Origin of the sequence: Hydrogenophaga sp. PBL-H3 (genome assembly GCF_010104355.1) — a bacterium.
GTDB lineage: Bacteria > Pseudomonadota > Gammaproteobacteria > Burkholderiales > Burkholderiaceae_C > Hydrogenophaga.
The window spans coordinates 3660839-3680279 of the sequence record NZ_CP044972.1 but is presented as its reverse complement, the minus strand read 5'-3'; the positions used below and the strand labels follow the sequence as shown (position 1 = coordinate 3680279).

Here is a 19441-nt window from a genome sequence, read left to right as displayed (position 1 = left end):
GCCTGAACGTTTGAGGAACATCCATGCGAGTCTCCACCGCCAACAGCTACGACAACACCGTGAGCCTGCTCGCCCGGCGCCAGGCCGAGCTGGCGGCCCAGCAGGAAAAGATCGCCACCGGCAAGCGCGTGCTCAAGCCCAGCGACGACCCCGTGGCGGCCACGCTGGCCGAAACCGCGCAGAACCGCCTTTCGCGCACCCAGGCCGACCTGCGCTCGCTGGAGACGGCGCGCAGCAGCCTGCAGCAAGCCGAGAGCGGCCTGGCCGAATCGGGCGAGCTCATCCAGAAAGTGCGCGACCTGCTGGTGAGTGCGGGCAACGCCACCTTCGGGCCGAGCGAGCGCGAAGACATTGCGCGCCAGCTCGAAGGCCTGCGCGAACAACTGATCGGCGTGGCCAACCTCAAGGACAACTCCGGGCGCACGCTCTTTGGTGGCCTGGGGGGCGCCGCCACCCCGTTTGTGGACCTGTACGGCCCGGGCGGCAACGGCGTTCAGTTCAGTGGCCAGCGTGGACAGGCCGCGGCGGGCAGCACCTCGCTGCCGCAGGCGCTCGATGGCAACGCGATCTGGATGCGCGTGCCCCAGGGCAACGGCAGCTTCTCGATCAGCCTGGGCGCGGGCAACACCGGTGGTGTGAGCACCAGCGTGGGCGAAGTGATCGACCCCAGCGCCCTCACCGGCGATAACTACCGCATCGACTTTGCCGATGTCGGCGGCGTCAAGCAGTACACCGTGACCAACCTCACCACGCCCGCGGCCAACCCCATGCCCGGCCAGACCGGCGTGGCCTACACCTCGGGCATGACGATCGAATTCGATGGGCAGTCGTTCCAGTTGAACGGTCAACCCGCCGCAGGCGACCAGATCGACCTGGCACCCAGCGGCAAGACCGACATCTTCAGCGTGGTGCAGGGCGCCGTGGATGCGCTGCGCTACACCGGTGCCAACAGCAGCGCCCAGCGCACACAGGAACTCGCCCGCGCCACGACCGAGCTCGACGCCGGGCACGACCGCGTGTTGCTCGCGCGGGGGCGCGCAGGCGAATGGCTCAACCGCGCCGACTCGCTCGACACCCTGCTGGAAGACCGCGGCGTCGACCTCAAGGAGGAACGGTCGCGCCTCGAAGACCTCGACCTTGTTCAGGGCATCTCGGACTTCCAGACCCAGCAACTGGGGCTGGAGGCGGCCCTCAAGTCGTATGCCCAGGTGCAGCGCCTGTCGCTGTTCCAGATCATTTGATGGCGCGATCTTCACCATGATGAGTCACACTGTCCTGGACAGCCTGGCACTGGGCTACGAACCGGTGTGGAACCGCGAACGCCAGCTGGCCGCGGTGCGCCTGTGCGTGCACCCCGTTCATGCGGCGGCGGTCGACGCCGCCCACCTCATGCAGGCGCTGGGCGACGACTGGCCCGAGAGTGCGCCCGTGCTCATCATCTCGCTGGACTCGCCCCGGCTGCTGCAGCAGGCCCTGTCCAGCGCGCCGGTGCACAACACCTGGCTCGAAGTGCCCGCAGCTCCGTTCGACGCACCCGAGACCCTGGCCGCCCTCTCGGTGGCCAACCGGCGCGGGCACCGCTTGCTGCGCCGCACCGATCTGGTTTCGCTTCAGCAGGGCAAATCGCCCGGCTTTGACGTGCGCAACCTGCTGCGGCCCAGCCCACAGGAAGCCGCCGACATCCTGCAAGCGCAGAGCACTCCCGGCCTGCACCAGCGCGGCCTGGGCGTGCCACCGGCGCAGGTGTTTGAAGCTGTGCAAACCCAGACCTTCGCCCGCTACCTGCTCGACGATGCCGGCGCCTGGGGCCTGCTCGGCTGGCCCGACGCCGACGTGTTGCAGGCCCACCGCCACCAAGCCATTTCGTGCGACCCGCGCGTCATCCGCCAGATCCTGCAAGCCATCGACGACGACTGCTCGCTCGAACGCCTGGAGCGCCTGGTGCGCCAGGACCCGGTGCTGGTCTACCGCATCCTGCTGCTGGTGAATTCGGCCGCCTACGGCCTGCGCCAGGAAATCGGCTCGCTGCGCCACGCGCTCATGCTGCTGGGTTTTCGCGAACTCGGTCGCTGGCTGTTCGAGCAGTTGCCCGGCAGCGAACCCGACATCGACCTGCAGCCCGTGCGCGCCGCCATGGTCATGCGCGCGCGGCTGGCGCAACACATGCTCGCCACCGGCTCCGAGGACAACCTGCGGCTGGAGGTCTACACCACCGCACTGTTTGCCCACCTCGACAAACTGCTGCACGCACCGCTGGCGGACCTGCTTCACAAACTGCCACTCTCGGGCCGGCTGTACGACGCCGTGCTGCGCCACGACGGCCCTTACCACCCCCTGCTCGACGTGGCCCGCGCGCAAGGCGAGCCCGGCCAGCTTCACCGCCTGAGCGCGGTGTGCGACCGCAACGAAGTGAGCCTGGAGCAGGCCAACCGCGCGCTCATCAGAATGCTCGCCACCAGCCGCGACCACGCGGGCGTGCGTTCCGAAAGAATGGTTTAGGGGACCGGGTTTTACTCCCTCTCCCTCTGGGAGAGGGCTGGGGTGAGGGCCCGCGCGCTACCATGCCGCCCATGACTGCAGCCTCCCACAACACCCCCCACCACACCAGCGCGCTGGTGCTGTTCTCCGGCGGGCAAGACTCCACCACCTGCCTGGCCCACGCGCTCGAACGCTTCCCGCGCGTGGAAACCCTGGGCTTCGACTACGGCCAGCGCCACAGCGTCGAACTGCAAGCCCGTCCCGTGGTGCTGCGTGAGCTGCGCGAGCGCTTTCCGGCCTGGGCCGATCGACTGGGCGAAGACCATGTGCTTGACCTTGCCGTGCTCGGCAAGGTGAGCGAAACCTCGCTCACGCGCGACATGGCCTTTCGCATGGAGGCCAGCGGCCTGCCCAACACCTTCGTGCCCGGCCGCAACCTGCTGTTTCTCACACTCGCCGCCGCCCTGGCCTACCGCCGCGGCATCCAGGTCATCGTCACCGGCGTCTGCGAAACCGACTTCTCCGGCTACCCCGACTGCCGCGACGACACCATGAAAGCGCTGCAGGTGGCCCTGTCCCTGGGCATGGACCACCGCTTCCTGATCGACACCCCGCTCATGTGGATCGACAAAGCCGCCACCTGGTGCCTGGCCGAGAGCCTGGGCGGCCCAGCGCTGGTGGACCTGATCGTGGAACACACCCACACCTGCTACCTCGGCGACCGCGAGCACCGGCAGGCCTGGGGCTATGGGTGCGGGAGCTGCCCGGCTTGTGAGTTGCGGGCTCGGGGGTGGGACAACTACGCCTCCCCGCTGAGCTGATATTCAAACTTCCCTTCTTTCTGAGGGACGGGGTAGGGGTTAGGAAATTCTCAAGATTGGTGAGCTTCCCGTTCGACCGAGCTTGGCGAAGCCTTGCGCGGTCGAAGAACTCGAAGGGTTGACCACGCCCACCTCAGGGCACTACTGCATTCGAGGTATGCCCGCCTGGCTGGCATTCGATCCCACAACGCTCACCTTCACCGCTGCCGCAGGCGCATCGGCTGCCGGTTTGCTGTCGCTTCGCCTACTGGCCACCGATGCAGCAGGCCTGAGCGTGACGACACGCTTCAGCCTGGACGTGCAGAGCGTCAACCATGCGCCCACCGTGAACAGTCCGCTGGCACCGCAGCTGGCATTGGCCAACAGGTCGCTGAGCTACGTGATCCCGACAGACAGCTTCGTGCTGCAACTCTTCGCACTCATCACACCGCTCTTCTTCCAGGTGGTGATGGACAAGGTGCTGGTTCACCGGGGTTACACCACGCTGGACGTGATTGCCATCGGCTTTGTGGTGGTGGTGGTGTTTGAGGTGACGCTCACCGCACTGCGCAGCTTCGTGTTTGCCCACACCACCAGCCGGATTGATGTGGAGCTCGGCGCACGGCTGTTTCGGCATTTGCTGGGTCTGCCGCTGGCGTACTTTCAGGCGCGGCGCGTGGGCGACTCGGTGGCGCGGGTGCGCGAGCTGGAGAACGTGCGGGCTTTTCTCACCGGCAATGCGCTCACCGTGGTACTCGATCTGTTGTTCTCCGTGGTGTTCATTGCCGTCATAGCCTATTACAGCAGCTGGCTCACGCTGATCGTGGTGATTTCGCTGCCGTGTTACGCCATCCTCACAGCGGTATACACGCCGGTGCTGCGCGCGCGCCTGAACGAAAAGTTCAACCGGGGCGCGGAGAACCAGGCTTTTCTGGTGGAGACTATCAGCGGCATCGACACCGTGAAAAGCATGGCGGTGGAGCCGCAATGGACTCGCCGCTGGGACAACCAGCTGGCCGCCTACGTGTCGTCGAGCTTTCGCACGGCCACCATCGGCACGGTGGCCAACGGCGGCGTCACGCTCATCTCCAAGCTGGTGACGGTGGCCACGCTGTACTTCGGCGCGCGGCTGGTCATTGAAGGCCAGCTCAGCGTGGGCCAGTTGATCGCCTTCAACATGCTGGCCGGCCAAGTAGCGCAACCGGTGATGCGACTGGCGCAGCTGTGGACGGACTTCCAGCAGACCGGCATCTCGGTGCAGCGCCTGGGCGACATCTTGAACAGCCGCACCGAGGTGGCTGGCGCCAAGAGCGCGCTGCCTCCGCTCACCGGTCGCATCACGCTGGACGACGTGGTCTTCCGTTACCGGCCAGACGCCCCGGAGGCATTGAGGAACCTCTCGATCGACATCGCGCCGGGCGAGGTGATTGGCGTGGTGGGCAGATCCGGCTCGGGCAAGAGCACGCTGACCAAACTCATCCAGCGGTTGTATGTGCCCGAGCGTGGGCGGGTACTGGTCGATGGCATGGACCTGGCGCTGGCAGACGCCAGCTCGCTGCGCCGCCAGGTGGGCGTGGTGCTGCAAGAAAACGTGCTGTTCGCCCGCAGCATCCGCGACAACATCGCCCTGGCCGACCCCGGGGCGCCGCTGCCTGCCGTGGTAGCCGCCGCGCGCCTGGCCGGTGCGCACGACTTCATCACCGAGCTGCCCGAAGGCTACGACACGCTGGTGGGTGAACACGGCTCCACGCTCTCGGGTGGCCAGCGCCAGCGCATTGCGATTGCGCGCGCGCTCATCTCGAACCCCCGCATCTTGATCCTGGACGAGGCCACCAGCGCGCTGGACTATGAGAGCGAACGCATCATTCAGGACAACATGAAGGCCATTGCCAGGGGGCGTACGGTGATCATCGTGGCGCACCGTCTGAGCGCTGTGCGCGACGCGAACCGAATTGTGGTGATGGAGCGTGGGCAGATCGTGGAGACAGGCTCGCACGCCGAGCTGCTGCAGAACCCCTCGGGCGTGTATGCAGCCTTGCACCGACTGCAACAGGGTTGAGGCCATGAGCATGACCATTCGACTTCAAGCGCTGAGCGACCTCCTCAAGCGATACGGCGCCGCGTTCCAGTCCGCCTGGCAACACAGGGCCGAGATGGTTTCCACACCCCGTTTGCCGCACGAAGCCCAGTTCCTCCCCGCTGCGCTTTCGCTGCAGGAAACGCCCGTGTCCCCCGCGCCCCGAGTGTCCATGTGGCTGCTGATCGGCTTCATGTTGATCGCACTGCTCTGGGCCATCTTCGGCCACATAGACGTGGTGGCCACCGCGCAGGGAAAGATTGTGCCCAACGACCGCACCAAGACCATCCAGTCCTTCGATACTGCCTCGGTGAAAGCGATTCACGTGACTGATGGCCAGCGTGTGAAGGCAGGTGACCTGCTCATCGAGCTGGACGCCACCAGCACGCAGGCCGACACCGAGCGTGTGGTGGGCGAGCAAGCCGTCGCGTTGCTGCAAGTGGCGCGCGGACGGGCGCTGCTCGAATCCCTGCGGTTGGGTCAAGAGCCGCGACTCACCCGGCCTCCCGGTGTGGACGATACGCGCTTTCTGGAGGCCCAGCGATTGCTGGCTGGGCAACACGCCGAGTACACGGCTCGTCTGAGCCGCATCAGTGCCGACACCGCCCGGCGCGAAGCCGAGCTGCGCTCCACCCAGGCGCTGGTACGCAAGCTGGAGCAGACGCTGCCCATTGCTCAACAGCGCGCGCACGACTTCAAGAACCTGGTGGACCAGAGCTTCGTCTCGCGCCACGGCTACCTGGAGCGCGAGCAGGTTCGCATCGAGCAGGAGGCCGATCTGGCCAATCAGCGCAGCCGCTTGCGCGAAACGGAAGCTGCCCTGCGCGAGGTGCAGGGGCAGCGCCAGGCCCTGATGGCCGAGACCCACCGCGCAACGCTGGACAGCACCGCCGAAGCCCAGCAGAGGCTCGACGCGCTGGATCAGGAGTGGAAGAAGGCCGACTCGCGCGGAAAGCTCATGCGCCTGACGTCACCCGTGGATGGCACGGTGCAACAGCTGGCGGTGCACACCCAAGGCGGCGTGGTCACCGAGGCACAACCCCTGATGGTGATCGTGCCCAGTGACAACCCGCTGGAGGTGGAAGCATTCTTCGAGAACAAGGACATCGGTTTCGTGAAAACCGGGCAGGTGGCCGAGGTGAAGATCGAGACCTTCCAGTACACCAAGTACGGCACGCTCGACGCTGAATTGGCTACGGTCTCGCACGACGCCATCACCGACGAAAAGCGCGGGCTGATCTACTCCAGCCGCGTTCGCATGGCCAAGACCACGCTGATGGTGGACGGCACCGAGGTCAGCCTCTCCCCGGGCATGGCGGTGACCGTCGAGGTCAAGACCGGACGGCGGCGGGTGATCGAGTATTTCCTTGCGCCGTTGATTCAACACGGAAGCGAGAGCCTGAGAGAACGTTGAAATCCTCTGCGTTCGTGTTTCTTTTGCCCTCCGCTCCGTTCAGGCTGAGCCCTGTCGAAGCTCGAAGCCGGGCTACACAGCCGTTGACTCCAACCGGTAACGCGCCTCGCCCGTCGCATCCGGCGTGAACGTCCACTGCGTTCGGTGAAACGCCGCCACCCCCGGCCGGTGGGCAATGGACACCAGCGCGCCGTTGCTCTCTTTCACCAAGGCTTGCAGCCGCGCATACACCGTGGCCTCGGCCGCTTCGTCGAGCGCGCTCGTGGCTTCGTCCACGAACAGCCAGCGGGGTTTCTTGAGCATCGCGCGGGCGATGGCCAGGCGCTGCTGCTCTCCGCCCGAGAGCTTCTGGCCCCAGGCGTCGTGCTCGTCCAGCCGGGTGGCCAGGTCGGGCAGCAGGGCATCCCTCAGGGCTTGCTGCAGGTCGTCGTTGCTGTAGCGCTCGGCGGGTTCGGGGTAGGCCAGGGCGTCGCGCAGCGAGCCCAGCGGAAAGTAGGGCCGCTGCGGCAGGAACATCACCTTGTCCGCAAAACCAGTGGGCGTGCGCAGGGTGCGTTGTGACCAGGGCCAGATACCGGCCAGGCCGCGGAACAAGGTGGATTTACCGCTGCCCGACGGGCCTTTGACCAGCACGGTGTCGCCCGGCGACACCTTCAGGCCGTGCACCGCCAGCAGCGCCACGCCGCCGGGCAGGGCGAGTTGCAGGTTGTCGATGGCCAGCGCGTCGTCGGTGTTGGTCTGCGGGGCGGCGATGTGTTCGGAGGCTTCCAGCGCCTGGAAGCTTTCTTCAAAGCTGGTGATGCGGTCGGTGGTGGCGCGCCAGGCGGCCAGGCTGCTGTAGTTGTCTACGAACCACGAGAGCGAGTCCTGCACGCGGCCGAAGGCCGACGAGATCTGGATCAGTTCACCGAGCTGGATCGCGCCGCTGAAAAAACGCGGCGCGGCCACGATGAAGGGGAACACCACCGCGGCCTGGCTGAAGCCCACGGTGAACCAGGTCAGGCGTTTCTGCGCGTTGATGAGCTGGAGGTAGTTGGTGATGACGGCGCCGAAGCGCCCGCCGAGCTGCTGGCGCTCCACCGGTTCGCCCTTGTCCAGCGCAATGGATTCGCTGTACTCCCGCACGCGCACCAGGTGGTGGCGGAAGTCGGCTTCAAAGCGCTGCTGCTTGAAGTTGAGCGCGATCTGCGAGCGACCCAGGTAGTGCGTGATCACGCTGCCGAGCGCGCAGTAGAGCACCGCCATCCACACCATGAAACCGGGGATGGTGTATTGGCCGCCGTTGAACGAGAAGGCAAAGCTGCCCGAGAGCGCCCACAGGATGCCGACGAAGCTCACCAGCGTGACCACCGCGTTGAGCAGACCCATGGTCAGGCTCACGGTGTAGCTGGTGAACAGGTTCATGTCTTCCGCGATGCGCTGGTCGGGGTTGTCGGGCGGGGCGTCCTGGCCCTGGGCAAAGCGCGCGAGTTCCAGGTGGTAGAAGGCCTTGTTGGCGAGCCAGCGGTCGAGGTAGTGGCCGGTCATCCAGGCGCGCCAGCGCATTTCGAGCAACTGCGTGAGGTAGAAGCGGTAGACCGCGATGATGATGAAGCCGAACGCGAGGTAGGTGAAGCGGCCGAGCTCGCGCCAGAACACGGCAGCGTCCTTGTTTTGCAGGGCGTCGTAGAACACGCGGTTCCACTCGTTGAGCAGCACCAGCATGTACACCGAGCCGAGGTTGAGCGCCACGATGGCGGCCAGCAGCGCGCGCGCCTTCCATTTCTGGTCGGACCGGAAGTACGGCATGGTGAGACGACCCACCTTGCGGGCGAACACGCGGAAGCCTTGAAATTTTTCGCTCAGGGTCATGTTGACCTTCAGGGTGGGAGTCAGGGATTGGAGATGCCACTGGCCACGTGTCCGGCGGGCACGTGCAGCGAGGCCGACTCGATGTGGCCAGTCTGGTCGTCAAAGAAGAAGTCGGGCTCGAACTCGCGCAGGAACTCGCCCTTGGGCAGGCCGCCGAGGAACATGGCTTCATCGACCTCGATGTTCCAGTTCATCAGCGTGCGGATGGCGCGCTCGTGGGCCGGTGCACTGCGTGCCGTGACCAGTGCGGTGCGCACGCGCATGAGCGGCGTGCCTTCGCTCTGCAGGCGGTGCAGGGCTTCGAGCAGTGGTTTGAACGGACCACCGGCCAGCGGCATGCCGGCTTTGCTGGCTTCGTGTTCCTGGAACGCCGACAAGCCTTCCGATTGGTAGACGCGCTCGGCTTCGTCGGAGAACAGCACTGCATCGCCGTCAAACGCGATGCGCACCTCGTGCGGGTGCGCGTCGCTGGCGTGTACCGAGTGGGGATACACCTGAGCGGCGGGCACGCCGGTGTCCAGCGCGGCGCGCACATCGGCCAGGTGGGTCGAGAGGAACAGGTTGGCGCGCAGCGGGCGCAGGTAGCGCCACGGTGGCTGGCCGCGCGTGAAGCTGCCGCGCTGGATCGGCAGGCCGTAGTGTTGCGCCGAGCGGAACACCCTCATGCCCGAAACCGGGTCGTTGCGCGAGAGGATGACCACCTCCACCCGCTGGGCGTCGACGTCGTTGAAGGCGAGCAGCTTGTGCACCAGCGAAAACGCCACGCCGGGCAGGGCCGGCGTGTCGAGTCGGTCAAGCTGCAGTTTCATGTAGGCACGGTCATCGCCGGTTTCAAACAGCCGGTTTTCCTCCTCGAAATCGAACAGCGCCCTCGATGAGATGGCGACAACGAGTTTGCCTTCGAGAGATACACCCATGGTCAAGTCACCCGTTGGTTCGGTTGGAGGAGGGCCAGTCACTCAGACGCCAGCCGGATGTACACCCGACAACCTGTTGGAACTTCACACCTAGCGTTCCAGCAAGCTCTGCGCCGCCAGCAACATGGGCCACGCCAACAATGCCCCCGTGCCCTGACCGATGCGCAGGCCCATGTCGAGCAGTGGTTGCGTCTGCATGTGGATGAGCAGCAGGCGGTGCCCGACATCGGCAGCGCGGTGGGTGAACACCAGGTAATCCACCACATCCGGGCACAGGCCACGGGCCACCAAGGCCGCGGCACCGGCCACGTAACCATCCACCAGCACCACGCGCCGCTCGCTGGCCGCCTGCAGCATGGCGCCGGTCATCATGGCAATCTCGAATCCGCCCAGCGCCGCCAGGGCTTCAAACGGGCTGATGGCATGGCGGTGGCGTGCGGCTGCCGCTGAAAGCTTCTCCACCCGCTGCACATGCTGGGAGTCGTCCAGGTTGCGGGCCTCGGCATCGTCTCGGCTGAAGGCGTCCACCAGCGGCACGCCGCACAGGCGCGACAGCAGCAAAGCCGCGCTCACCGAATTGGCCACGCCCACATCACCCAGCGCGATGACGTTGCCCGGCAGGTGGCGCACCACATCCATGCCGGCATGCACCGCCGACACCGCCTGTGCGGTGGACATCGCCGGTCCGAGCAAGACGTTGCGTGTGCCGTAAGCGATCTTGCGCAGCAGCAGGGCGCCGCGCAGCCTGGTGTCGTTGGGCGGCGAGATCGGCTTGGCCATGCCGGCGTCCACCACGGTGAGATCAAAACCATGCGATGCGGCGAGCGCGTTCACGGGCGATTGACCGCGCAACAGCTGCATCACCATTTGCTCCGTCATCGACGGCCCCATCGACGACATGCCTTCGTCTGCGATGCCGTGGTCGGCTGCAAACACCACCAGCTGTGGTGAATCAAACGCCAGCAGATCGAATTCGATCGACGTGCCGTTTTGCACACGCGCCAGCTGCAGCACCAGGGATTCCATGCGACCCAGGGCATGCTCTGGCAAGCCTTCGGGTGCCAGGCGCTGGCGCAATGCGAACTCCAGCATGGTGTCTGTCGTGCCCGCCACCATGGGCAGCTTCAGCGCCTCGGGCAGCGCCGTCGAGCGCCTGGAGATGGATCCAAAGATGGGGTCGTGTGGCATGGTGCGATCCGTCGCTCTCAACTCCGCAGAAACAGGCGATAGACCGGGTTGTTGGTCTCTTCCACGCAGGGGTAACCCAGGGTTTCCAGAAAATTGTCGAAAGCCTTGTGGTCTTTGGCCGGCACCTGAAGGCCCACGAGGATGCGCCCGTAGTCCGCGCCCTGGTTGCGGTAATGAAACAGGCTGATGTTCCAGCCCGGACGCATCAGGTTCAGGAACTTGAGCAGGGCGCCCGGGCGTTCGGGAAACACGAAGCGCAGCAAACGCTCGTCATGCGCCAGCGGCGAATGCCCGCCCACCATGTGGCGGATGTGTTCCTTGGCCAGGTCGTCGTGGGTCAGGTCCAGTGTCTGGAAGCCATGCTTGATCAGGTTCTTCGCGATCTTGGCCGACTCGCCCTTGCCCTGCGTGGTGAGCCCGACGAACACATGGGCCTCGCTGCCATCGTGGATGCGGTAGTTGAACTCGGTCACGTTGCGCGGGCCACCCGGCAGGTCGCCAATGAGTTCGCAAAAGCGCCGGAAGCTGCCGCGCTCCTCGGGGATGGTCACTGCGAACAGCGCTTCGCGCTCTTCGCCCACCTCGGCGCGCTCGGCCACGAAACGCAGGCGGTCGAAGTTCATGTTCGCCCCGCACAGAATCGCCGCATAGGTCTGCCCGCGGGTCTTGTGCGTGGCCACGTACTGTTTGATGGCCGCCACCGACAGCGCGCCGGCTGGCTCCACGATGCTGCGCGTGTCCACGAACACATCCTTGATGGCGGCACACACCGCGTCCGTGTCCACGGTGATGAATTCGTCCACCAGGCCGCGTGCGATGCGAAAGGTTTCTTCGCCCACCAGCTTCACCGCTGTACCGTCCGAAAACAGACCCACATCGGCCAGCGTGGTGCGCTCGCCCTCGCGCACCGAGCGGATCATCGCGTCCGAGTCGTTCATCTGCACGCCGATGACCTTGATCTCCGGGCGCAGCGCCTTGATGTAATTGGCCACGCCCGAAATCAGGCCACCGCCGCCAATGGCCACGAACACCGCATCCAGGTGGTCCGAGCCCAGGCTTTGCAGCTGTCGCAGGATTTCCATGGCAATCGTGCCCTGCCCGGCGATCACGTCCGGATCGTCGAAAGGATGCACAAAAGTGAGTCCCTGTTTCTTTTGCAGTTCAACCGAGTGGTTGTAGGCGTCCGTGTAGCTCTCACCATGCAACACCACCTCGCCACCGAAGCCACGTACCGCGTCAATCTTGACCTGCGGCGTGGTGGTCGGCATGACGATCACCGCCCGCGTGCCCAGCTTGCGCCCGCTCAGCGCCACACCCTGGGCATGGTTGCCAGCCGAAGCGCAGATCACGCCCTTCTTGAGTTGCTCCGGCGTCAGGTGCGCCATCTTGTTGTATGCGCCGCGCAGCTTGAAGCTGAACACCGGTTGCTGGTCTTCGCGCTTGAGCAGCACCGTGTTGTGAAGCCGTTCGCTCAGGTTGCGCGCTGGCTCCAGCGCAGACTCCACCGCCACGTCATACACGCGCGCGGTCAGGATTTTCTTGAGGTAGTCGGCCGGCCCCATGGTGGTGACGGGTGAGGGCAGGGGCTGGGTTTTGGGTTTGGCGGCGCGGGCTGTCATACGAATGTTCTCCAACCCCATCATATCGGGGCGAAAAAAAGCCCGGACTGGCAGAACCGGTCCGGGCTTGAATCCACCCAGGGAGGGTAGAGGAGACAACCTTACATACAATGCCGCCAGTATAACGAAGCCATGCTGCGACGCAACATGCGCCGTCGTTTTTTTAGCGCTTCTAGGGCGCTGCCCCCAACTCTGTTGACCATTTCACGACTGGACACTTTCCATGGAATGCACCGTCACCTGGACCGGCGCGACCGGCACCCGTTCCCGCATGGGCTTTGTGGCAGAAACCGGCAGCGGGCACGTGATCACCATGGACGGTGCCCCCGACGCCACCAAGCCTGAGAACGGGGGCGCCAACATGGCGCCGCGCCCCATGGAAACCGTGCTGGCCGGCACCGGCGGCTGCACCGCCTACGACGTCGTGCTCATCCTCAAACGGGGTCGTCACGATGTGCGCGGTTGCAGCGTCAAGCTCGAAACCGAGCGCGCAGAAACAGACCCGAAGGTCTTTACCAAGATCCACATGCACTTCACCGTGAGCGGCAAAGCCATCCCGACTGTTGCGGTCGAGCGCGCCATTGCCATGAGCCACGACAAATACTGCTCGGCCAGCATCATGCTGGGCAAGACGGCGGCCATCACCACCAGCTTTGAGGTGCTGGAAGCCTGATCCAGCGCTTCAGATGCGGTGCGCCACCGTCGTCATGACCTTGGCCGCCAGCTTCATCAGCCCTTTGACCGGCGCAGGCAACTCCGCCGCTCCCGCTGTTTGAGCTTCTCGCGCATGGCGGGCCTCGTCCAGCTTCATTTGCGCCACGATGGCGCGCGATGCGTGGTCCCCAGCCGGCAAACGCTCCATGTGCTCGGCCAGATGGGCCTCCACCTGCCGCTCGGTCTCCACCACGAAGCCCAGGCTCACCGCCGGCCCCAGGCACCCAGCCATCAGCCCCAGACCGAAAGCTCCCGCGTACCACAAGGGGTTCAGCAACGAAGCGCGCGCTCCCAGCTCGTCCAGTCGGGTCTGGGTCCAGGCCAGGTGATCGGTTTCCTCCTTGCCAGCCGCTTCCAGTTGAGCCGCCAGGGCCCTGTTGGGCTGGCCTGAGCTCCCAGGCCAGCGGGCGGTGAGGGCTTGCGCCGTGTAAAGCGCCTGGGCGCACACCTCGCCCACATGGTTCACCCGCATCAAGGCACCAGAGAGGTGCTTGTCCGCTTCGCTGAGTTCGTGGTCAGTGGCTCGCTCGGGCACCGTTGGGCAATCGCGCGATGCCCTGGGGGTCACGAACAAGGTCCTCAAGGCCGAGTCGGCGGCATTGATCAAGGCGTCTGTGGCTGTGGTCATGGTTGGACTGTGCTCATGAAGTGAAATCAGATGCTGCCCATCTCCGGCGATTGCGACAACGCGGCGGCAACGCATGTTCGGCTCATGGGGAATACCGGTGTTCTGTGCTGGGTCGAGTATCTGCGAACAAACCGCCTACGGGTTACTACCGAGTGCGTCGCGGTGGTGCAACAGAAGCACCGTCACGGGGCAGAAATGCGGCTTTCACCGTGGCGCCCTCCATAACTTTCTGATGCAATCCATTCAGCTTCCTGATGGAGGTCGGCTCGGCGGCAAAGACCACCAGTCCCTATTCAACCCTTGGAGAACCCTTCCATGAAAAAGACCCTGATCGCTCTGGCCGCCGTGGCAGCCACCAGCGCCTCCTTCGCACAATCCACCGTGACCCTGTCGGGTACCGTTGATGTGGGCCTTGAAAAGCGCTTTTCGGGCGACGCACTGCGTATGACCTCCAGCCGTAGCGGCACCAGTAACTGGACGCTGTCCGGTGCTGAGGACCTCGGCGGCGGCTTGAAGGCTGTCTTCCAAGTCTCTACGGCCTTCAATGCCGACGATGGCACTTTGACCGCAGCTAACACGCTGGGCAACAACGGCATGTTCGTTGGCCTGACCGGCGGCTTCGGTACCCTGCGAGCTGGCCGTCCGGTCAACACGCTGTACGGCAACGCCATGTTTGCCAACGGCACCAAGGGTGTTTCACTGCATGACTCCAACAGCGTGGTGAACGGCAACGCAGCGGCCAACGCCAAGAACTCGGGCGCTTCGAACTCCGTGTACGTGCCCAACGCAGTGCAATACCACACCCCCCGTTTTGGCGGTGTGCAGGTTCAGTTTGAATACGCACCGTCCGAGTCCAGCGCTGTTGGCAACAAGGCCGGCACGGGTATTGCTGTTCGTTACGACGGTGGTCCTCTGAGCGTGTCGTTCACCAACTACACGGGCGCGAAGGCTGCAACCAGCACCCTGAAGTCGGTCAACCAGATCGCTGCCGCCTATGATTTCAGCGTTGCCAAACTGTTCTTCACGTACCGCGACCAAGGCGGCCTTGCTGCTGATATGGACACGTCCTACGCTTTGGGTGTAACCGCTCCTGTTGGCCCTGGCGCTCTGTACGCTGCCTACAACGTGAACGAGCAGGCTGGTTCCGATGGCCGTACTGTCATCGCTGGCTACAAGTACAACCTGAGCAAGCGCACCCAAGCTTATGTGAACCTTGCACGACGCAATGCAGCATGGGTTCCTGGCTTCGCGCCTGCCAACGGCAACACCGTTCCTACCGGATCCAGCACCGGCTACGGCTTCGGTCTGACACATAACTTCTGATTGATCGAGCTGGTTTAGGCCAGCTGATCCAAAAGCAAAAGCCGCCTGTCGTCATGACAGGCGGCTTTTTTTCGTCTGCTGAAAGCCGCGTTGCACTGGCTTCGCACCCGAAGTCTTTCTGTTGCAGAGCTGCAACAAACTGAGCCTGATTCGACCCGTTTTTCAGGGCTTACCCTGACCGGTACCGTCTTTCACCCCTAATATTCACAGGTCGGTTTTATCAACTCGTGGTGCTGTACCACGGTATTTTTAAGGAAATCTTTATGAAAAAGTCCCTGATTGCTCTGGCAATTCTTGGTTCGGTTGCTGGTGTTGCACAAGCCCAGTCCACTGTGACCCTGTACGGTATCGCTGACGTGTGGCTCGGCTCTGAAAAAGACGGCCTGAATGCCAAGTCGGTTGCCAAGGTGAACTCCGGCGGCTTCAACGGCAGCCGTTTTGGTTTGACAGGTTCTGAAGACCTCGGTGGCGGCCTTAAAGCCGTGTTCAAGCTCGAGCAAGGCTTCGCCATCGACACCGGCACCCAATCCGCCGCAGGCACCGCATTTGGCCGTCAGGCTTACGTCGGTCTGGCCGGTGGTTTTGGTACCGTGACCTTCGGTAACGTGTGGTCTTCGATGGACGACGTCCTCGGCGCATCGAACGGTGCGTTTGATTCGGCATTCTCGCCAGCTGGCTTGGTCAACGGCGTGAACACGTCTTATGTTGATCGTCCGAAAAACGCCATCAAGTACCAGTCGCCCAGCTTCGGCGGCTTCAGCGGTGGCTTCACCTACGGCCTCGATGAAAACACTGCCGTCAGCCAGGACGTGGTTGACTTCAGCCTGTCGTATGGCGCAGGTCCCGTCGGCGTGAACTTCGCTTACCAGGTTCAAAACGGCGTGACCGACACGAAGCTGACCCACCTGGGCGGTTCTTACGACCTGGGCGTTGCTAAGCTGCTGGCCAGCTACGGTCAAGTCAAGGAAGACGCTGCAAAAACGACCGACTACCAGTTTGGCGTTGATGTGCCTTTGTCTTCGGCTCTGACGCTGTCGGGCAGCTATGCTCGTTCCAAGGACAATGCATTCTTGGGCAGCTCGAAGCGTGATGGCTTCGGCATCGCAGCCAAGTACAGCCTGTCCAAGCGCACGTTCACCTACGCAGGCGTGGTTTCTGGCAAACAGAAAGATGCCGCTGGCGTGAAAAACGACGAGTACCGTCTGTACGCAGTCGGCATGCAGCACTCCTTCTAAATCGCCTGCTGACTTCGGTCAGCTGGAGAGTTGAAGAAAAAAAACCCACCGTGGTGACACGGTGGGTTTTTTCATGGATGGGCCTTTTTGATCACTTGACCGCTGGCGCTGGCGCCTTCTCTGCTGGTTTCTTGGCTGTGGCCTTCTTCTCCGGCGCGGGTTTGACGGTGGGTTTGAATGCGTCACCGTTCACGGTGAGGCCCTCTGCTGACAGCTTGGCGGCGCGTTTGTCGCCAATGCCAGGTACCCTTTGCACGAAATCAGCCCAGTCTTTGAATGGCGAGGCCTTGCGCTCATCAAGGATCTTGGTGGATGTGCTGGGGCCTATGCCTTTGATGCTGTCGAGGTCGGCCTGGGTGGCTTTGTTGATGTCGACAGCGGCGAAGCTGGCCGCCGCGAGCAATGCCAGCATGCCGGCGAGAAATTTCTTGAACATGAGTCCTCCGTTTTGAAGTGGTTTGAACGCATCAGACCCGAAGAGCTGATTTGCCACATCGGATCTGCTGCGGAAGCCTGATGGCAGGCCTCGGTTGAAAAATATAGTTCAAAAATACTCAATAAATGTCGGTGCAATCTCTGATGTACAAAGTTTGTAGTTTTATTTGACACATTTTCACCATGTTCTTTTTGCCTCGTTTGATGAACATCACGGTGGTCGTCTTCTCTTCGTCACTCGTGAAGGGCCTCGCGGCGTTTGCGTTGGCTTTGGGTTTGGTGGGGTGCGCGGTGTCTGCACCGGGGCACGAAGACCTGGCTGCGAACGATGCGGCGAACACGGCCCGTGAGGCGGCCTTGAGTGCCGCCACGGCGCAGCTGTTGTTCACGCCGCCTTCGGCGCTGCCCTGGCAGCCATTCGCGTTGCCTGGAAAACGCTATGAAGTGTTCGAGCCGGTTGCCGTGCAGGCGCGGCCGGCGTTGCGCGTGCGGGCGCAGAGCTCGGTGAGCATCTTGCGGCGCCAGTTTGAGCCCGCTTTGCTTGCGCCGGGTCGTCTGGCGTTTTCCTGGAAGGTGGATGCGCTTCCCCTGGCGGCCGATCTGGCTGCGGCCGATGCGGCGGACTCACCGGTTCGTATCGTCCTGGGCTTTGAGGGCGACCGCTCGCGCTGGACGCCGAAGATGCACCGGCTCTCGGAGATGAGTCGCCTGCTCACGGGCGAAGAATTGCCTTATGCAACGTTGATCTACGTGTGGGGCAACCAGGAGGCGTTGGGCACCGTGGTGGTGAATCCACGCACCGATCGCATTCGCAAGCTGGTGCTCGACAGCGGCACGAGCCAGCTCGGTGTCTGGCGCGACCATGTGCGCGACGTGCAGGCGGATTTCAGACAGGCGTTTGGCGAGGAGCCGGGGCCCTTGCGTGTGGTGGCCCTGATGACGGACACCGACAACACCCGCAGCGCGCTCACCGCCTGGTACGGCGCGCTGACGCTGGAGGCCGCAGCGCCGGCACGTTGAGTCGACGCTGGTTTGCCCCCTGGATGCGGGTTACCCCGGTTCGGAGGCGGGAACGTTTGTTGCATAGTCCCTGCGTGTTCTTACTTTCAGGGATTTCCTCATGAATTCACGCGTCTCGAATCTGCACCTTGCTGTCCTGTCTGCTGCGCTCGCAATGGGTGCTGGCAGCCTGCAGGCGAAGACCTTCAAATGGACCAGCGCCAGCGATATTCCAACCTGGGACATCCACTCGCAGAACAACGCGCTGGCCAATGGCATTCATGCGTCGGTGTACGAGTCGCTCGTGTACTACAACAGCAAGACCTTCAAGCCCGAGCCGGTGCTGGCCACGGGCTGGAAGCAGGTCACGCCCACGCAACTGCGCCTCAATCTGCGCACCGGCGTGAAGTTCCACGATGGCTCCACGTTCTCGGCCGACGATGCGGTGTTCTCGATCGAACGCGCCATGACCAAGACCTCGAACTTCGGTATCTATGCCCAAGGCATCGACAAGGTGGTCAAGGTGGATGCGAACACCATCGACATCTTCACCAAAGACCCCAACCCGGTGCTGCTGAACCAGCTCACCGAGCTGCGCATGATGAGCAAGGCGTGGGCCGAGAAAAACAACTCGACCTCACCCAAAGACATCAAGACGCAAGACGAAAATTTTGCCCACCGCAATGCCAACGGCACCGGGCCGTTTGTGTTGAAAGAGTGGCAGCCCGACCAGAAGATGGTGCTCACGCGCAACCCGAACTGGTGGGGCAAGGCTGAAGGCAATGTCACCGAGGTGATCTACACGCCTGTGAAAGCGGTGGCCACACGCATGGCCGCGCTGCTCTCGGGCGAGGTGGACCTGGTGCTCGACCCCAGCCCGCAAGACTTGCCGCGCGTGCGCTCCGAGGGCACCTTGAAGGTGATTGACGGCATCGAGAACCGCACCATCTTCTTCGGCATGGACCAGTTCCGCAACGAACTGCCGGGCAGCAACATCAAGGGCAAGAACCCGCTGAAGGACCAGCGCGTGCGCAAGGCGCTTTACCAGGCGATCGACATGAACACGATTGCCCGCGTAACGCTGCGCGGGCTGGGTCAGCCCACCGGCGCACTGGTGGCGCCGCAGGTCAATGGCTGGACCGAGGCGGTGCACAAGCGCTACCCGTTTGACGTGGCCGCTGCGCAAAAGCTGCTGGCCGACGCGGGCTACAAGGACGGTTTCGAGGTGGACTTTGCCTGCCCCAACAACCGCTACATCAACGACGAGCAGATCTGCCAGGCGGTCACAGCCATGTGGGCACGCATCGGCGTGAAGGCCAAGCTGCGCACGCTACCGCTGTCGACCTACTTTCCGATGATCCAGCGCTATGAAGCCAGCATCTACATGCTGGGCTGGGGCGTGCCGACATTTGACGCGCTCTACAGCCTTCAGTCGCTGGTGCGCTCGGTGGGCGCGGGTGGTGATGGCAACTACAACGTGGGCCGCTACAGCAACCCGCAGATGGATGCGCTGGTGGAGCGCACCAAGAAGGAAACCGACCTGAAGCTGCGCACCGAACTGCTGACCAAGGCACTGGCCCTGCAGAACGAAGACGTGGCGCACATCCCACTGCACAACCAGGTGATTCCGTGGGCCATGAAGAAGAACATCGACGTGGTGCATCGCGCCGACAACCGGCTGGACTGGCGCCTGATCAAGGTAAACTGATTTCAGCCCATCTGCAGAGGGTCGCTCACCTCAGGTTGCGACCCTCTCTTCATTT

General features: G+C 63.6%; 16 protein-coding genes. 10 read left to right on the top strand and 6 right to left on the bottom strand.

The annotated features are described in order from the left end of the window. Positions 1–23: 23 nt before the first annotated feature. From flgL to F9Z44_RS17115, 5 genes are all read left to right on the top strand, one after another. Entirely contained in the window at positions 24–1241 is a 1218-nt protein-coding gene (flgL, locus tag F9Z44_RS17135; RefSeq protein WP_159607923.1) for a flagellar hook-associated protein FlgL, read from the top strand. Between the two features lie 19 nt (positions 1242–1260). Beyond that, positions 1261–2499, top strand: a complete 1239-nt coding sequence (locus tag F9Z44_RS17130; protein ID WP_159607922.1) for an HDOD domain-containing protein — start codon at positions 1261–1263, stop codon at positions 2497–2499. Between the two features lie 71 nt (positions 2500–2570). Further along, positions 2571–3299 carry a 7-cyano-7-deazaguanine synthase QueC gene (gene queC, locus F9Z44_RS17125; RefSeq protein ID WP_442907214.1) on the top strand — a complete coding sequence of 243 codons (729 nt, stop codon included), beginning with the start codon at positions 2571–2573 and terminating at the stop codon, positions 3297–3299. Positions 3300–3456: 157 nt separating this feature from the next. After that, positions 3457–5337, top strand: coding sequence for a type I secretion system permease/ATPase (locus tag F9Z44_RS17120; protein ID WP_268894197.1), 1881 nt, complete (start codon positions 3457–3459; stop codon positions 5335–5337). Positions 5338–5341: 4 nt separating this feature from the next. After that, complete coding sequence (locus F9Z44_RS17115; RefSeq protein ID WP_159607920.1) at positions 5342–6769, top strand: HlyD family type I secretion periplasmic adaptor subunit; 1428 nt, start codon at positions 5342–5344, stop codon at positions 6767–6769. Between the two features lie 72 nt (positions 6770–6841). Here the strand turns inward: F9Z44_RS17115 and F9Z44_RS17110 are convergent, their stop codons facing one another. The 4 genes from F9Z44_RS17110 to ilvA all read right to left on the bottom strand — a co-directional run bounded on the left by F9Z44_RS17110 (position 6842) and on the right by ilvA (position 12287). After that, positions 6842–8620 carry an ABC transporter ATP-binding protein/permease gene (locus F9Z44_RS17110; RefSeq protein ID WP_159607919.1) on the bottom strand — a complete coding sequence of 593 codons (1779 nt, stop codon included), beginning with the start codon at positions 8618–8620 and terminating at the stop codon, positions 6842–6844. 20 nt (positions 8621–8640) lie between these two features. Further along, on the bottom strand, positions 8641–9537 hold the full coding sequence (locus F9Z44_RS17105; RefSeq protein WP_159607918.1) for a 5'-nucleotidase: 897 nt from the start codon (positions 9535–9537) through the stop codon (positions 8641–8643). Between the two features lie 90 nt (positions 9538–9627). Continuing rightward, the gene (locus F9Z44_RS17100; protein ID WP_159607917.1) at positions 9628–10725 is read right to left on the bottom strand and encodes a nicotinate-nucleotide--dimethylbenzimidazole phosphoribosyltransferase; all 1098 of its coding nucleotides are present in this window, start codon (positions 10723–10725) and stop codon (positions 9628–9630) included. 17 nt (positions 10726–10742) lie between these two features. Beyond that, positions 10743–12287, bottom strand: a complete 1545-nt coding sequence (ilvA, locus tag F9Z44_RS17095) for a threonine ammonia-lyase, biosynthetic (protein ID WP_159608788.1) — start codon at positions 12285–12287, stop codon at positions 10743–10745. A 280-nt stretch (positions 12288–12567) separates the two neighbouring features. Between ilvA and F9Z44_RS17090 the strand changes: the two genes are divergently transcribed. Then, positions 12568–13017 carry an OsmC family protein gene (locus F9Z44_RS17090; protein ID WP_159607916.1) on the top strand — a complete coding sequence of 150 codons (450 nt, stop codon included), beginning with the start codon at positions 12568–12570 and terminating at the stop codon, positions 13015–13017. A gap of 9 nt (positions 13018–13026) precedes the next feature. On the opposite strand, the gene coq7 is transcribed toward F9Z44_RS17090, so the two are convergent. Continuing rightward, positions 13027–13686, bottom strand: a complete 660-nt coding sequence (coq7, locus tag F9Z44_RS17085) for a 2-polyprenyl-3-methyl-6-methoxy-1,4-benzoquinone monooxygenase (protein WP_159607915.1) — start codon at positions 13684–13686, stop codon at positions 13027–13029. A 315-nt stretch (positions 13687–14001) separates the two neighbouring features. Here coq7 and F9Z44_RS17080 point away from each other — a divergent pair, with 315 nt between their 5' ends. Continuing rightward, positions 14002–15009 carry a porin gene (locus F9Z44_RS17080; protein ID WP_159607914.1) on the top strand — a complete coding sequence of 336 codons (1008 nt, stop codon included), beginning with the start codon at positions 14002–14004 and terminating at the stop codon, positions 15007–15009. A 263-nt stretch (positions 15010–15272) separates the two neighbouring features. Then, positions 15273–16244 carry a porin gene (locus F9Z44_RS17075; protein WP_159607913.1) on the top strand — a complete coding sequence of 324 codons (972 nt, stop codon included), beginning with the start codon at positions 15273–15275 and terminating at the stop codon, positions 16242–16244. Positions 16245–16335: 91 nt separating this feature from the next. Here F9Z44_RS17075 and F9Z44_RS17070 read toward each other — a convergent pair whose 3' ends face one another. Continuing rightward, positions 16336–16680, bottom strand: coding sequence for a ComEA family DNA-binding protein (locus tag F9Z44_RS17070; RefSeq protein ID WP_159607912.1), 345 nt, complete (start codon positions 16678–16680; stop codon positions 16336–16338). 182 nt (positions 16681–16862) lie between these two features. On the opposite strand from F9Z44_RS17070, the gene F9Z44_RS17065 reads away from it, so the two are divergent. Beyond that, complete coding sequence (locus tag F9Z44_RS17065) at positions 16863–17699, top strand: DUF3047 domain-containing protein (RefSeq protein ID WP_159607911.1); 837 nt, start codon at positions 16863–16865, stop codon at positions 17697–17699. 100 nt (positions 17700–17799) lie between these two features. Beyond that, positions 17800–19386 carry an ABC transporter substrate-binding protein gene (locus F9Z44_RS17060; protein ID WP_159607910.1) on the top strand — a complete coding sequence of 529 codons (1587 nt, stop codon included), beginning with the start codon at positions 17800–17802 and terminating at the stop codon, positions 19384–19386. Positions 19387–19441 lie beyond the last annotated feature (55 nt).